Source organism: Campylobacter sp. VBCF_06 NA8 (genome assembly GCF_027737825.1).
Taxonomy (GTDB): domain Bacteria; phylum Campylobacterota; class Campylobacteria; order Campylobacterales; family Campylobacteraceae; genus Campylobacter_B.
On sequence record NZ_JAOVUB010000002.1, the window covers coordinates 314378 to 329472 of the forward strand.

Sequence of the window (15095 nt, forward strand, 5' to 3'; positions counted from 1 at the left end):
AAAGAAGAGAATATGGAATTTGAAATTTGGCAAATTTTGATTTTAGTTGCTGCGGCGTTTGCTGGTGGATTTATCGACGCAATCGCAGGCGGAGGCGGGCTGATATGCCTGCCAGCACTACTTGCAGTGGGTATCCCGCCACACCTCGCCCTTGGCACAAACAAACTTCAAGGCACATTTGGCACATTTTCTGCGGCGCTAAATTTCACGCTCAAAGGGCTAGTCGATCCGCGCAAAATCGCCCTAGCGATAGTCTGCACTCTCATTGGCGCATTTATTGGCACGCGTGTGGTGCTTTTAATCGACGCGAAATTTCTAAACTACATTATCCCGGTTTTGCTTTTAGCACTTTTTATCTACACTGTGTTAAGCCCAAATTTAGGCGAGAGTGAGCGCGCAGCGAAGATGAGCAAAAATTTATTTTATGTTTTGTTCGGTCTGCTTTTGGGATTTTATGACGGATTTTTCGGACCTGGGGCTGGGTCGTTTTGGACTTTTGCGCTAGTTGGCGTGCTAGGACTTCACATGAAAACTGCCGTCGCGCAGACAAAAATTTTAAATTTCGTCTCAAATATCGTATCACTAGGCGTGTTTATCATCGGCGGACAGGTGCTGTGGATGATAGGTATCATCATGGGTTGCGCGCAGATAGTAGGCGGCTGGATGGGGTCAAATTTGGTCGTGAAAAAGGATGTGAAATTCGTGCGCACGATACTGCTTTTCGTCGTTGCATGCACGATTTTGAAGCTACTTTATGGATTGATTTTTGGCTAAAATTTGGTAGTTTTATAAAAAAACTTAATTTTATTGGCTCATAAGTTAAAAGTGGCTAAAATTTTTTAATTTTTTTTTGAAAGGAAGCTGTATGAAGGTAATTTCGACAAAAAAAGCCCCAGGTGCCATTGGACCGTATTCACAAGCAATCGTCGCAAATGGATTTGTTTTCACTTCTGGTCAGATTGCGCTCACGCCAGATGGCGAGTTCGCTGGTGGCGATGTGAGAGCGCAAACTACGCAGGTTATGGCTAATTTAAAAGCGATTTTGAAAAAGGCTGGAAGCGACTTTGACCACGCGATTAAAACCACGATTTTTTTGGCTGATATGGGCGATTTTGCGGCGGTAAATGAGGTGTATGGCGAGTATTTCAAAGACACCAAACCAGCCCGCTCAACCGTTCAGGTCGCAAAACTCCCAAAAGACGCTCTTGTAGAAATTGAAGTCATCGCAAGCGTGAAATAAATTTATAAATTTTTTTGCTTTGTTTTGCGACGCTAAATTTTTGTCGCGAACAAAGCAGTTTTTTGTTTCAAGTAATTTTAACTCGGCACGACGGAATTTCGCCTTGCTGTTTTTTGCAGCGAAAATAGGCAAAGACCGAGAATTATGGCGTATATAAAACTTATACATTTTATCGTTTTATCTCGTGAGCTATCGGCGTAAATGGCTTGTTTGAATTTTGCGTTTGTGGCGTTGCTATCTTTTAAAATTTCTTTATTTTCAACTATAAATTTTTTGTATTCATTTAGTTCGGAAATACTTAAATTCTCGCTCGAATTTGGATTTTTAGTTGCGTTAAATTCAGGGTTTATTATTGAAGCTAGTTCTATGATTTCGGTTTTGTTTGCCTGTGAAAGTTTGGTTTGCAGATATTGATTTTGCGAATTTGAATTAAAATTTGAAAAAGGTATTATCAAATTTGCAGAATAAAATAAAAAAACAAGAAATATACAATATGATACCAATCTTGTAGAAAATATAATCAAACTTTTTTTAGATGAAAAAATAAAACACAATAATATTAAAGAGAAAATATATAATGTTGCAAAAAATATTATGGCACTATAAAAACCCAAAATTGTTATATTTAAAGAAATTATCATACCGAGCCAACAAAATATTAATACAAAACCTACTCCGACAATTGCAGAAAAATTAAATTTTGTAAAATAAAATAATATAGATATAAGAAAGATTGTAAAGCCTAGATTTAGAGTAAAAAATTTAATAAAATCTAAACTTATATTTTTACCAATAAATATTGTAAATAAACCATATAAGGCTATTACAGAAATTGTAAAATTGAAAGTTTGGAGAAAATTTGTATGATGGTCGCTAGTAATTCTATAAATTTTAAGCTTTAAATAATCAATATATAATGAAAAATCAGTTATTTTTTTTGCATTTTCTTTTTCAAAAAATATTTTAATATCGTTAAGCTGTTCCTTGTATTTTATGCCGTTTTTAAGTATAGAATATATTTTTTCTATACATATAAAAACAAAACCAATAACTGCTAACACTATTATGATTAAAGAAATATATGTAATCAAAAATGCAAAACCAACAACAAGTGCTTCTAGGGATAATAATTTAGAAATTGCAAATATTAATGCAATAGAAATCGCTGTTAAACATGCAATTTCTTTAAAATTTATATTTTTTTGATTTGCTTCATCGATACGATTTGCAAAATTTATATATTCTTTTTCAGATTTGTATTCTAATTCAATCTCTTTTGCATAAAGTTCAAGTTTGTGGAATTTTTGAGCGTCTAATGAATTGTTTGTTTCAAGTAGAATATGTTTGATAATGCGAAATGAATTTCTAAAATTATTTATCCAGCGAATTTTAGAATCAAAAGATATTTGTTTTAATTTTAAATTATATTCTTTATCTGTAATTTGATTTTTTATTTCTTCTAAACAGTTTTTCTCTCTTTTATAGGTTGGATTTTTATGTTTCTTATCTACTATTCCTTCAATTTTTTCAATGCTTATTTTTTCAATATCGGTATTAACAAAATTAACTTTATCAAAATCTCTAAAAATCGAACTAGAAAAATTCATTAATTTTTCAAATTTCACATCATAAAAGCTAACTATATCACTAAAAATAGCTTCATGAAAATCTGCATAATCTAAAAAAATCGTTCTATTAAAATAAGATTTTCCCTTAAATTCAACATTTGAAAAATCTGCTTTTTTATTTATTTCGCTATGTGTTAAATAAAAATCATTTTCTATAATTGAATTTTTAAAAGAAATTCTATGCATTATATAACAATTAATTATTTTGATTTGTTTGAAAACGCATTTTTCAAAAACAATAGTAGAATTTATCTTATCTTGGAAGTATATTGAATTTATTTCACAATCTTTAAAATAGTATTTATTGTTTTGCGTTAGTCTATTATCAATATGATTAAATTTACATTTTTCAAATTCAAGCTTAATATCAATTAAATTTTCTACTGCAAAAGTGTGTGGAAAATTAAAATTTATAAATTTTAAAATTTTATTTTCTTGCAATTTTTTTTCTTGTATTTGCTGAATTTTTAGTTTAAAATCTGCATAAGTCCAAGAGTTATTGAAATTGCTATGAATTTCTATATAATTATCGGTATAAGAAGTTGCATTAAAAATTTCACCAAGTTCATCATATAAATCTATATTATCCATACAAAATCCTACCAAGTCGAACCATATTTGATCCGCATTTTATGGCTAGTTCGAAGTCATCGCTCATACCCATTGAGCAGATTTTTGCGCCGTGCGGTCGCAAATTTTCAAAAATTTTGTAAGTGATTTCAAAGCTTTTTTGTATTTCGCGCTCGTCTTCTGAGTGTGCGCCGATACTCATAACACCGCATAAATTTAGATTTTCGCAACTCTCTTTTATCTGCAAAAACTCATCAATTGCGCGTGAAATTTCTATCCCGCTTTTGCTACTTTCGTTAGCTGAGTTTATCTCCAAAAGCGTATCTAGCGTGAAATTTAGCCGTTTATTCACAGCGCACGCAAGCTCATAAGAGTTGCAACTTTGCCATAAACACGGGCGAAGCGAGAGTAAATGATTTATTTTATTGCTTTGCAGTGAGCCGATGAAATGCCATTTTAGGGGCAGGTCGCTTAAAATTTCGCATTTTCGCTTCATCTCTTGGACACGGTTTTCGCCAAATTCGATTTGCCCCTGCGAGTAGAGATTTTCCACCGCGTCAGTATCTACATTTTTGCTCACAGCGATTAGGCGCACGCTCTGCGCGCCTGATGAAATTTTTGCGCTGTCTATGCGCTCTAAAATTTGCGCTAGATTCATTGATAAAATCCTAGCATGCGCGCGAAGTCATTTACTATCGTAAAAATCATCAGCATTGCCAAAATTGCGATTCCAGCGTAGCTAGCGCCGATGAAAACCTTCTCTGGCACTGGGCGGCGAAACACAAGCTCGATTAGGTTAAACAAAATATGTCCGCCATCAAGTGCAGGGATTGGGAAGAGATTTATTATGCCCAAATTCACAGAAATCAGCGCGACAAGGAGCAAAACTACCGAAGCTCCGTAGCTTACGGCCTTAGTCGTGATATCGGTGATAGCGACGATTCCGCCCATTTCTTTGGGAGAAACGACGCCTGAGACGAGCTTTTCGAGCCCAACTAAGATGATTTTGCTCGATTGGATTGTCTCATTTAGCGCGAAGCCAAGCGAGCTAGCGCCCGTGTGATAAAGCGTGATATATTTGGGCTCTTTTCCGGGAGAAATTCCTATTAGCGGGGTTTGGATACGCTCTCGCCAAATGTTTAGTTTCTCGCCCATTTTTGGGGTTAAATTTAGATTTTTGATTTCGCCTGCGCGCTTGATTTGCAGGTTTAAATCCCCGGCCACGACATTTTTGGAGATATCGTCCCACTCTCTGATTTGTGCGCTATTTATTGATAAAATTTCATCGCCGACCATGATTCCAGCACTTTGTGCGGCTGAGTTTTCGCTCACTGCGCCTACGATTGGCGCGATACGCTCTACGCCGATATAGCCTAGGCTAATGTAGATTAAAAACGCTAAAATTATATTAAACGCAGGTCCTGCCACAAGTATGGCAATGCGCGCTAGCGGGCCTTTGGTGTTGTAGCTATCGGGGTCGAAATTTTTCGCACTTGGATCTAAATCCTCTTGACCTTTTAGGCTGACATATCCGCCAAGCGGGATTGCGCTTATGCAATACTGTGTCGCGCCGATTTGTTTGGTGTAAATTTTCTCGCCAAAGCCCACGCTAAATACATTTACGCCCACGCCAAGCAGGCGTGCAACGCTAAAATGGCCAAGCTCGTGGAAAAATATCAAAAAGCTAATGGCTAAAATCGTTACAAAAAAATGCAACCCATAAAAATACAATCCGCAAAGCAAAATTCCTATGGTTAAAAGTATGCTTTTCAAAAATCACTCCGTTGCTTTTGCATTTTTTTTGTGATTTTTTGCGTAGGCTAAAATGTATTCTAGTCCCGAATACAGCGTGAGTGCTACTGCGACCCATAGCAAGAAATTTCCGCCACTCCACTGCATTGTCAAAAATCCTATGGCAAACATTTGCGATACCGTTTTTACCTTGCCCGCCATTGAGGCTGAGACGCTGATATTTTCGCTCACCATAACCGTGCGAAACCCTGTGATAAAAAACTCGCGGATTAGGATTAGATACACAGCCCATGGGCTCGCTCTATCAATATACATAAGCCCTAAAAATCCAGCCAAGGTTAGCATTTTATCAGCAAGAGGATCGATGATACCGCCAAATTTGGTGATTTGATTCCAGCTTCTAGCGATAAATCCGTCGAAAAAGTCCGTCACGGAGGCGATTACGAAGGTTAGGGCGGCGAAGTAGTTTATCCAGCTGACATGCACCGCGCCAACCATACCGCTACTATCGGCATTGCCAGCAAGCAAAATGAGATAAAAAAACAAAGGCGCTAGTAAAACCCTAAAAATTGCTAATATATTTGGTAAATTCCACATATTTTTTCCAAATTTTATTTAAAAGTCGTTCCGCCATCGACGATAAATGTATGACCTGTAACCCAACTAGCCTTGCTCGAACACAAAAACAGGCACGCACCTGCTAAATCTGTCGGCTGTCCCATGCGATTAAGCGGGCTTAGTTCGGCTGTTTTGTCGCGCACTTCCTCATAATTCGTAAAAGCTCTTAGCGCGTCTGTTTCGATTGGTCCGCCACTTACGACATTTACGCGGATATTTTTCTCGCCAAGCTCGGTTGCAGCGTATCTTGCCATAGCCTCAACTGCTGCTTTTGCAGTGCCGTGTCCTGAGTAATGTTCGATATAGACTAAATTTCCAGTCGAACTTAGGCTGATTATACTGCCACCGCCTACCTTTTCCATGCGTTTGGCTGCTTCTTGCGAGCCCACGACAAAGGCATTTACGGTCGCGGTAAAGATATTATTAATCCCGCGTGGTTTTAGCTTCATAAATTTAGTGTATCCACCAGCCACCGCGCGACCTGAAATAATGGCATTTGAGATGAAAAAATCCACTCTATCAAAATCCGCGTCGATCTTTTCAAACAGCTCTTTGTAGGTCTCTGGCTCTAAAATATTTAGCGGATATGCTTTTGCTTTTATGCCAAATTCCTTCTCTAACTCGGCTGCTTGGGTTTTGGCTAACTCTTCGTTTGAGTTGTAGGTAAAGGCGACATTTGCGCCAACTTTGGCGAATTCCAAAACAATCGCGCGACCGATTCCGCGCGTTCCACCGCTGATTACTAGGGTTTTTCCTTTAAATTCGTTGATAGTTTCTATCATTAAAATCCTTTGATATTGTATTGTTTCATAACAGCTTCAATTTTAGCTAAATTTTCCTTGCTAGGCTCGCAAAGTGGCAGGCGATACTCCAAAGCCGGCATTAGCCCAGCGATATACATTGCCGCTTTTATCGGGATTGGGTTGCTTTCGCAAAAGAGAATTTTATTTATTGCATACAAATCATCATTAATCTCTTTTGCCTTGATATAATCGCTATTTAGTCCGAAATTTACGAGCTTTGAAATATAATCAGGCAATAAATTTGCAGTTACTGAGATGACGCCCTTTCCGCCGTTTGATAGGATAGGGTAGTTTATCGCGTCCTCGCCACTAATCACGCTTAGTTTCGGCTCATGCGCTAGCAAATCCACGCATTTATCGATACTGCCACTTGCCTCTTTTACGCCGTAAATGTTGTCGCAATCGTTAAAAAGCTTGATTATGGTTTCTGTGTCGATATTACACCCTGTTCTGCCTGGGACATTGTATAAAAGCACTGGAATTTCGATAGAGTTTGCAATCTCTTTGTAGTGCAGATACAAGCCTTTTTGGGTCGGTTTGTTGTAGTATGGCGCGACAGAGAGTATTCCATCGGCCCCATGCGCTTGTGCGAATTTGGCTAAATCCACAGCCTCGTGCGTGGCGTTTGAGCCGGCACCCGCTAGGACTTTGACGCCTGTGTTTTTGCAGGTATCGACTGCGATTTCTATGCAGACTTTGTGCTCATCGTGGGTCAATGTGGCGCTCTCGCCTGTGGTACCGACAGGGACTAGGACATTTATGCCGTTATCGATTTGGCGTTTTATGAGTTTGGCGTAGGTTTGCTCGTCAAGTTTGCCATCTTTAAACGGCGTGATTAATGCGGTCATTGAACCGATAATTACATTTTTATTCATCGTCTTCCTTTCGTAAAATCAATGTGGTTGAATTTTTAAATTTGAGATATTTTTTCATAGTTTCGTTTAAATTTTGCGCTGAGATGTTTTCGATATCGCTTTGGAGTCTAAACAGCGCGTCCAAATCGCCTCTGATGATATATGAGCCATAAATGCTAGCCACCTTGCTAGCGCTATCCATGGAGTAAATTAGGCTTGATTTGGCTGAATTTTTGAGTTTTGTGATTTCATCATCGCTGATTTGAGAATTTTTTGCATTTTCTAGGATAGCAAAAATTTCATCTCTTAGCCTCTCGCCAGCGACCCCAGCGTTGCAAACGCCGAAAATTATCATTAAATTTTCATATTTGCTGGCTAGATTATAGACATCGATTTGATTGGCTAGCTTTTTCTCATCGACTAAAATTCGTTGCAAAAGCGAGCTTTTCATACCGCCAAGATAGTCGCAAAGAGCGTTTATGCTGGCTGCGTCAGCGTGGTTAAATGGCGGGATTTTAAAGGCGGTTGCTACGATTTGGACATGAGAGTCTTTGTGTATGAGATTAAATCTCTCTCCGTCTTGCTCTGGTTCTGGCGCGCAAACATGCGATTTTTCGCAGCGATTTTTGATGTGCGAAAAGCTCTTTTTGGCTAGCTCAAACGCGCTTTTTTCGTCGATATCGCCACTGATTAGAAGTGCTGCGTTGTTTGGATTATAAAATTTAGCGTGAAATTCCCTGATATCCTCGATTTTCCAGCCCTCTATATCGCTTCTAAATCCAATCGGCGTCCAGTGATATGGGTGATAAACAAAGGCGCTGTTATACAGCCTAAAAAACAGATACCCAAACGGATCGTTATCCGTGCGCCAAAGCCTCTCTTCTAAAACCACATTTCGCTCTGGCAAAAACTCGCTCTCTTCGAGCTTTAAATTTTCCATGATATCTGCGTATAAATCGAGGCAGGTGGCTAGATTCGAGCGCTCGCATTTGATGAAATAGTGCGTGAAATCAAAGCCCGTGCTTGCGTTATTTACGCCACCAAAACCTTTTACAATGGCGTCAAATTCGCCAGCTTTGCGGTTTTTTGTGGATTTGAAATTTAGGTGTTCGAGCATGTGGGCTATGCCACTTTTGCCCATGACTTCGTCCTTTGAGCCCACATCGTAAAATAGATCGACGCTGATGACATCGCTACCTAAATTTACCGGTATGTGATAGACGGCTAAGCCGTTTTCTAGCGTGATTTTATTGAATTTTGCAAACATAAAAACCTCATTTTTTTAAATTTAAACCGATTGCTTCTGTGATATTTGAAAGGCCGTCTTGGCGCAAGAGTGAAGCTAACTCGGAGTTGATATTATAGGCTATTTTAGGGCCTTTGAAAATAAAACTTGTGAAAATTTGCACTAGGCTTGCGCCGTCTTTTATGCGGGTGTAGGCCTCTTTGCCGTCGCTGATACCACCACAGCTAATCAGCACTGCTTTGCCAAATAGTTCGCTAGATACTGCGCGGAAAAGTTCGCGCGATTTTTGCGTGATTAACCTGCCGCTAATTCCGCCAAAATCCCTTGCTTTGGGCGTTAGCGAGTAATCAATGCTAGTATTATTTACTAGCAGGGCATCTGCCCCAGCTTTCACGGCGCATGAGCATAGCGACACGGCCTTTTGCGCGCTCATATCGGGGGCGATTTTTAAAATTATTGGTTTTTTGGTAATGCCTCTCATCATAGATAAAATTTCTTTTATGAAACTTTCGTCTTGCAAAGCGCGCAAATTTGGCGTATTTGGCGAGCTAATGTTGATTTCGAAAATATCGCAAAGTCCCTCAAATTTGCGAGTTAAAATTTCATAATCGCTTAGAGCGTTTTCGTTTGGCGTGATTTTGTTTTTGCCAATGTTTGCGACAAGTGGAAATTTGGCTGGGTAAATTTTGCGCACGCGCTCTGCGATAGCCTCGGCGCCCTCGTTGTTAAAGCCCATTGCGTTTTGGATACTTTCCTCTTCGACTAGGCGGAAAAGGCGTGGTTTGGCGTTGCCAGGTTGGGGTTTTGGTGTAAATGTCCCAAACTCAGCATGCCCGAATCCAAGGGCATAAAGTGGGGCTAGCATGGTTGCATTTTTGTCAAATCCACCGGCGATTCCAAGCGGATTTTCAAAATTTAATCCCCAGATTTTTTGATTTAGAATTTCATCTTTGTAGGTTGTATTTTTGGCTAAAATTTCCAGTCCAAACGGAACTGCACTTAGTGTGCGAAGTCCCAATTCTGCGATATGGTGTGCAGTTTCTGGCTGAAATTTAAAAAATATTTTTTTTAGCGTGTTGTAATCCATAAAATTCCTTTTCAAAACTCATCATTTTAGCGAAATTTGAATTAATAATTCTTTATATTTTTAGCCAAATTTGTGTAGTTTTGATTGTTTTTGTTTTTTAAAATTTCGGGTTAGTAATTTTGCAAATTTAGCGGTGGGAATTTTAAATTCGTAGATTGCTTCGATTTACTTCGTAAATCTCGCAATGACAGATTAGCAAATTTTGCGCACAATTTGTCATTGCGAGCCGTGCTTGCACGGCGAAGCAATCCAGTAAAATTTAAATTCAAAATTCAATCCAAATTTAGCTGGTTTTATTTTACTGAAATACTTTGCATTTCTTTGCAATGATAAATTAAAATTTTACTCTTTATTACAAAACGCAAAAATGAGCGTCCCTAGTGGGATTACGCTTACGCCAAGCATTAGTGCAAGCGGGTTTAAAAGTCCAAATTTAGCCAAAAGCCAAATTCCAAAAATTAGCGCGAGATAGGATAAAATTTTAAATGGCGAAAAAAATGCGGTGGCAAAATTTGATTTAACCGCGCTTTTTTTGGGCTCGGCTAAATTTTCATCATCAAATTCATCGTTAGCGATTTTGTCGTATTTGCCAGAGCGAATTTCATCTTCGAGGCGCAGTGCGTAGGCTCTGTGCGAAAAAAACACAACCGCAAGCGAGCAGAAAAATCCAAGCTGCGAACTAGCGAAAAATGGGGCAAATTTCGCCCCAAAAGCGCAAAGCAAACCCCCAAGCGCAAGGAGTAGAAAATCAAAAATCAAGTAGATTTTTAAAATTTCTTTTTTCACTCTTTTTCGTCCCAATCATCATCGTCAAAATTCTCTTTTGCGGCCTTGTATTTGGGATCGTCTTCGAGCTCTTTGAGGCTTTCGTTTAGCCCCTTAAACGCCTTATAGACATTTAAAAACGCCGCAGCTATACCAAAGCACACGCAAACCCAAAAAACGATTAACGAGCCGGTTAGGGATTTGAGCCATAGCCCAAGTCCCACGCCAATGGCGATTGCGACGACTATCGAAATCCCAAGGCTCACATCGTATGCGATCGGGACGACCTTGTGCAGGTTTTTTGTGTATTTCATAACCTCGCCTTAAATTTAAAAATTTACAAATTTGCCATTGCTTCATCTGCCATTTTTATGGCAAAATCTATATCTTTTTTGCTCATTGCCTCGCAAATAAAGCCAGTTTCGAACTGACTTGGCGCCAAAAATACGCCCCGTTTTATCATTTCGCGGTGAAATTTCGCAAAACGCTTAGTGTCGGATTTGAGCGCGTCGTCGTAGTTATTTACTTCATCTTCGGCGAAAAAATACCCAAACATACTTCCCACGCAGGCTGTTTGAAGCGCGATACCATGCTTTTTGGCGGCTTTGCTAAGGCCGTTTATGAAGCATTTGGCGAGTGAATTTAAATCTTTGTATAAATTTTTCTTAGCATAAATTTTGCTCAAACTCGCAATTCCAGCCGCCATTGCCACCGGGTTTCCACTTAGCGTGCCTGCTTGATAAACGCCGCCAAGAGGGCTGATTAGATCCATGATTTCAGACTTTCCTGCAAAGGCTGCCACGCTCATACCGCCACCGATTACCTTGCCAAAGGTTACGATATCGCCTTTTATGCCATACACATCGTAGCTTCCGCGCGCACTAGCGCGAAATCCGCTCATTACCTCGTCCATGATTAGCACGATTTTTTTCTCGTCGCAAATTTTGCGAAGTTCGCTTAAAAATTCGGCTTTTGCAGGCACTAAGCCCATATTTCCAGCGATTGGTTCGATGATTATAGTGCCGATATCATTGGCTTTGACAATCGCTTTGACGCTTTGGATATCGTTATAAACAGCGACAAATGTGTTTTTGGCGATATCTTCTGGCACGCCAGCACTGCTTGAATACCCAAATGTAGTTGCCCCTGAACCCGCCTTGACCAAAAGCGAGTCGCTGTGTCCGTGGTAGCAACCGGCGAATTTTATTATGCCGTCTTTTCCGCTGTAAGCGCGCGCTAGGCGGATTGCGCTCATTGTGGCCTCTGTGCCGCTGCTAGTGAAGCGAATTTTATCCAAAAACGGAAATTTATCTAAAACAAGCTTAGCAAGTTTCGTTTCTAGCGGGCTTGGTGCGCCAAAACTTAGTCCAAATTTCGCTGCATCGCAAACTGCTTTTTGGATATCTTTATCAGCGTGTCCGAAAATCAGCGGACCCCAACTTTGCACGAAATCAAGGTATTTTCTGCCCTCGACATCGTAGATATATGCGCCTTTGCCCTTTTTTACCATAAATGGCTCGCCACCTACGCTTCCAAATGCGCGAACAGGCGAATCAACGCCACCTGGGATAAATTTCGTAGCCTTTGCAAATTCAGTTTTGTTTGTCATTTTCGTCCTTTTTTTGGGTTTGATTTTTGGCTTTTAAATATTTGTAAATAATGATAATTTCGTCTTTTGTAAGAAAATAGCTTGGCATAATGTCCTTGCTAGCGCCGATTCCGTCGGCTAATTCTTGCAGTGAGAGGGTGTTGATTTTGGGTGCAAAAAGGGATTTTTCGTAGTAGGTTTCATTTGAGCGGTTAAATTCCTCGTATTTTGCGATGAGCTGTCCCTCGCCACGCTCGCCGTGGCACTTATCACAGCCGATTCCACGGGGGTTTTGGTAGAGCATAGCTCCGTATTCTTCATCTGTGATGAAACTCTCTGCACACAAACAAACACCGAAAAATGCTAGTAAAAATATTAAATTTCGCATAAACTCACTTTTTAAAAAATTTTGCAATCATATATCAAATCGCCTTAAAATTTAGAGTAAAATTTCACTCATATTATCAAAATAAAAGATATTTGTCTCATTTTCTCTGCGGTATTTAAAGACTAAACCATGCGATTTGGCGATATTATCGACGATATATAGCCCAAGACCGAAGCTTTGTTTAGCGTTTGAGCCCTTAGAAAACGCCTCTTTGTAATGCTCGAAATCCTGCTCTAACTCTGGCGAATTGCTGATGAAATCAAAGGTTGCTCCGACATTTATGATGACATGGCGGTCAGTGGAGTATTTGATTGCGTTGTCGATTAGATTTTTCACAGCGATTGAAAACAGCTTCAAATCTACATTAAATTTCAAATCCTCTGGCGCATTTATGGTTACTAAATTTTCGCCTATCATTGCGATTTTTAGGGCTTCGTTTATGATTTCTTTGGCTGAGTAAATTCCGCGTTCTCCAAGCGGAATCCCAGAAGTTGCCCTCTCGACTGCGGCAAATTCGTTAATCAAATCTTCTAGCCTTTCAAATACCGATAACAAGCGCTCTTGGTATTTGTTTTTTTCGATCATTTCGACGGTTATGCGGCCTTTGGTAATGGGCGTTTTTAGCTCATGCATGATGTTTCGCAAAAACAGGTGGCGCGATTCGTTTAATTTGTTGATCTGCGTAACTGCGCCGTAAAACGCGCGCGAAACCTCGGAGATTTCGTCTGTGCCTGTGGCGACATTTGCGATATTTAGATCGCCTGTGGCAAATTTATCGATTTGGCGTTTTAGCTTGCGAAGTGGTTTGATTTTGCGTATAATAAAAATGTATGCGAGCAAAATAATCGCCAAAATTCCGCCATAAATCACTCTAAAAATATCGTAGCGATATGGTTGGTATTCTTTGTCGTTTAAAATTCTAACCTCGTTTGCGTGGGTGATTTTGAGGTAGTTTTTGCGGTTATACATTATAATATCAGCCGAGCCGATATCAGCCGAAATACTATCTAAAATTTCGCCATTTTCGTTTAGTTGTTTTATAAAATTTTCGTCGTTAATGCTAGCAAATTCGAAATTTGCGATTTGTCTTTGGAATTCGTTTTGCGAGATGAGCCTGCTCATCTGGTATAGGTGCGAGCGCGCGACTATGGAGTATTTTGTGTTTAGCTCTCTTGTGTAGTTTTGTTTATCATATCCGATAAGCCAAATGAGTGCGAGCGATACGCCAATCGTCGCAAGCGCGAAAATAAATGTAATGGTATAAAAAATCGAAGATCTAAATTTCATATTTAAATTTCAAAATTTATTGCACGAGCTTGTATCCCACGCCCCTGATTGCGTGGATATATTGCGGTGTCTTGGAGGTTTCGCCAAGCTTGACCCTGATACGACCGACGATGACATCTATGCTTTTTGGCGAGGATTCTTCGCTGATTGAGGAGCTGTTGTAAATGAGCTCTTCGCGTGTGATTGCTCCGCCTTCTTTTTTGACTAGATATGAGAGGACATCGTATTCAGCGACTGTCAGCGATAAAGGCTGACCTTTAAAGATGATAGTGTGCGAAAAATCATCTACCACGATGTCTTTGTTGGTTTTTTCACCGGCTTGTTTGATCGAACCTGTGTTGTAGCGCTCGACATGGCGTTTTATGCGGGCTAGGAGCTCTTGGGGGTTGTATGGTTTTGGTAGATAATCATCTGCGCCGAAATCAAAGGCGTTGATTTTATCGGTCAAATCGTGGCGCGCACTAGAAATGATAATCGGTAAATTCGAGGTTTTGCGGATTTCTTTGCAGACTTCAAGCCCGTCCATGCCAGGAAGCGTTAGGTCTAAAATCACGAGGTTGAAATTTTCTAATTTCAGCTTCGAAAGCCCGATAAATGGGTCATCTGCGACGGTAATGTCGATTTCGTATTGTTCTAAGTATTCGCTTAAAATTTCAGCCAGCTCCAAATCATCTTCTATCATTAAAATTTTTGTCATATTTTTACCTTAAAATTTAAAATTTTGGGTGCATTATATCAAATTTAAGATTATAAAAAATTTTAGCGCCTAAATTTGTGTAAATTTGGGAAAAAATGAAAAATTTATTTTTCAAATAGTGTGAAAATGGGCAAAATTTTGCCAAATTTCGCTAAATTTTGCCAAATTTAGCGAAAAATTCGCAAAATTCTATTGAAATTTTTATCAAAGTATTGTAAAATGGTCGCCGTTACACTTTATCACAAAGGATACTCTATGAAAAAAGCTGATTTTATCAGTATTGTTGCTGAAAAAGCAGGACAAAGCAAAAAAGATACTACAGCAGTAGTAGATAAAGCTCTTGAAACAATTAAAGAGCTATTAGTTAAAGGCGATGAGATTAGTTTCATTGGCTTTGGTTCTTTTAGCATTGCTGAGCGTGCTGCTCGTGAAGGCAAAGTTCCTGGCACAAACAAAACTTACAAATCACCTGCTACAAAAGTAGTTAAATTTAAAGTTGGCAAACAACTTAAAGAGGCCGTTGCTGCTTCAAAAGCTAAAAAGAAAAAATAATTTTTCTTACTCTTTTAAGC

At 39.3% G+C, this 15095-nt stretch carries 17 protein-coding genes; 3 read left to right on the forward strand and 14 right to left on the reverse strand.

All coding sequences use genetic code 11. From position 1 onward, the window contains the following. Positions 1 to 12: 12 nt before the first annotated feature. Together OFO10_RS04115 and OFO10_RS04120 are read left to right on the forward strand one after the other, a co-directional pair. Complete coding sequence (locus OFO10_RS04115; RefSeq protein ID WP_270861822.1) at positions 13 to 774, forward strand: TSUP family transporter; 762 nt, start codon at positions 13 to 15, stop codon at positions 772 to 774. Between the two features lie 91 nt (positions 775 to 865). Continuing rightward, positions 866 to 1240: a RidA family protein gene (locus tag OFO10_RS04120; protein ID WP_270859012.1), complete on the forward strand. Its 375-nt coding sequence runs from the start codon at positions 866 to 868 to the stop codon at positions 1238 to 1240. Positions 1241 to 1317: 77 nt separating this feature from the next. Here the strand turns inward: OFO10_RS04120 and OFO10_RS04125 are convergent, their stop codons facing one another. The 14 genes from OFO10_RS04125 to OFO10_RS04190 form a co-directional block, all read right to left on the reverse strand. Further along, positions 1318 to 3459, reverse strand: coding sequence for a pentapeptide repeat-containing protein (locus OFO10_RS04125; protein ID WP_270866184.1), 2142 nt, complete (start codon positions 3457 to 3459; stop codon positions 1318 to 1320). Beyond that, positions 3452 to 4096: a YggS family pyridoxal phosphate-dependent enzyme gene (locus OFO10_RS04130; protein ID WP_270866185.1), complete on the reverse strand. Its 645-nt coding sequence runs from the start codon at positions 4094 to 4096 to the stop codon at positions 3452 to 3454. The genes OFO10_RS04125 and OFO10_RS04130 overlap by 8 nt, the downstream gene beginning before the upstream one ends. Beyond that, complete coding sequence (rseP, locus tag OFO10_RS04135; RefSeq protein ID WP_270866186.1) at positions 4093 to 5211, reverse strand: RIP metalloprotease RseP; 1119 nt, start codon at positions 5209 to 5211, stop codon at positions 4093 to 4095. The genes OFO10_RS04130 and rseP overlap by 4 nt, the downstream gene beginning before the upstream one ends. 3 nt (positions 5212 to 5214) lie before the next feature. Then, complete coding sequence (gene pgsA, locus OFO10_RS04140; RefSeq protein WP_270862416.1) at positions 5215 to 5787, reverse strand: CDP-diacylglycerol--glycerol-3-phosphate 3-phosphatidyltransferase; 573 nt, start codon at positions 5785 to 5787, stop codon at positions 5215 to 5217. A gap of 14 nt (positions 5788 to 5801) precedes the next feature. After that, a complete protein-coding gene (locus OFO10_RS04145) occupies positions 5802 to 6590 on the reverse strand; it encodes an enoyl-ACP reductase (RefSeq protein WP_270866187.1) in 789 nt (262 codons plus the stop codon). Further along, positions 6590 to 7486: a 4-hydroxy-tetrahydrodipicolinate synthase gene (gene dapA / locus OFO10_RS04150; protein ID WP_270859452.1), complete on the reverse strand. Its 897-nt coding sequence runs from the start codon at positions 7484 to 7486 to the stop codon at positions 6590 to 6592. Before dapA ends, OFO10_RS04145 begins: the two co-directional genes overlap by 1 nt. Further along, positions 7479 to 8732, reverse strand: coding sequence for a M16 family metallopeptidase (locus OFO10_RS04155; RefSeq protein WP_270866188.1), 1254 nt, complete (start codon positions 8730 to 8732; stop codon positions 7479 to 7481). The genes dapA and OFO10_RS04155 overlap by 8 nt, the downstream gene beginning before the upstream one ends. 7 nt (positions 8733 to 8739) lie before the next feature. Continuing rightward, entirely contained in the window at positions 8740 to 9798 is a 1059-nt protein-coding gene (locus tag OFO10_RS04160; protein WP_270866189.1) for a quinone-dependent dihydroorotate dehydrogenase, read from the reverse strand. Between the two features lie 342 nt (positions 9799 to 10140). Then, the gene (locus OFO10_RS04165; RefSeq protein WP_270866190.1) at positions 10141 to 10584 is read right to left on the reverse strand and encodes a hypothetical protein; all 444 of its coding nucleotides are present in this window, start codon (positions 10582 to 10584) and stop codon (positions 10141 to 10143) included. Beyond that, positions 10581 to 10877, reverse strand: a complete 297-nt coding sequence (locus OFO10_RS04170; RefSeq protein WP_270866191.1) for an AtpZ/AtpI family protein — start codon at positions 10875 to 10877, stop codon at positions 10581 to 10583. Before OFO10_RS04170 ends, OFO10_RS04165 begins: the two co-directional genes overlap by 4 nt. A 23-nt stretch (positions 10878 to 10900) precedes the next feature. Continuing rightward, positions 10901 to 12172 carry a glutamate-1-semialdehyde 2,1-aminomutase gene (hemL, locus tag OFO10_RS04175; RefSeq protein WP_270866192.1) on the reverse strand — a complete coding sequence of 424 codons (1272 nt, stop codon included), beginning with the start codon at positions 12170 to 12172 and terminating at the stop codon, positions 10901 to 10903. After that, complete coding sequence (locus OFO10_RS04180; protein WP_270864475.1) at positions 12156 to 12539, reverse strand: c-type cytochrome; 384 nt, start codon at positions 12537 to 12539, stop codon at positions 12156 to 12158. Before OFO10_RS04180 ends, hemL begins: the two co-directional genes overlap by 17 nt. A 51-nt stretch (positions 12540 to 12590) precedes the next feature. After that, positions 12591 to 13826: an ArsS family sensor histidine kinase gene (locus OFO10_RS04185; protein ID WP_270866193.1), complete on the reverse strand. Its 1236-nt coding sequence runs from the start codon at positions 13824 to 13826 to the stop codon at positions 12591 to 12593. A gap of 16 nt (positions 13827 to 13842) precedes the next feature. Beyond that, the gene (locus OFO10_RS04190) at positions 13843 to 14523 is read right to left on the reverse strand and encodes a response regulator transcription factor (RefSeq protein WP_270866194.1); all 681 of its coding nucleotides are present in this window, start codon (positions 14521 to 14523) and stop codon (positions 13843 to 13845) included. A 255-nt stretch (positions 14524 to 14778) separates the two neighbouring features. On the opposite strand from OFO10_RS04190, the gene OFO10_RS04195 reads away from it, so the two are divergent. Further along, entirely contained in the window at positions 14779 to 15075 is a 297-nt protein-coding gene (locus OFO10_RS04195) for an HU family DNA-binding protein (protein WP_270859461.1), read from the forward strand. The last annotated feature ends 20 nt before the right edge of the window (positions 15076 to 15095 follow it).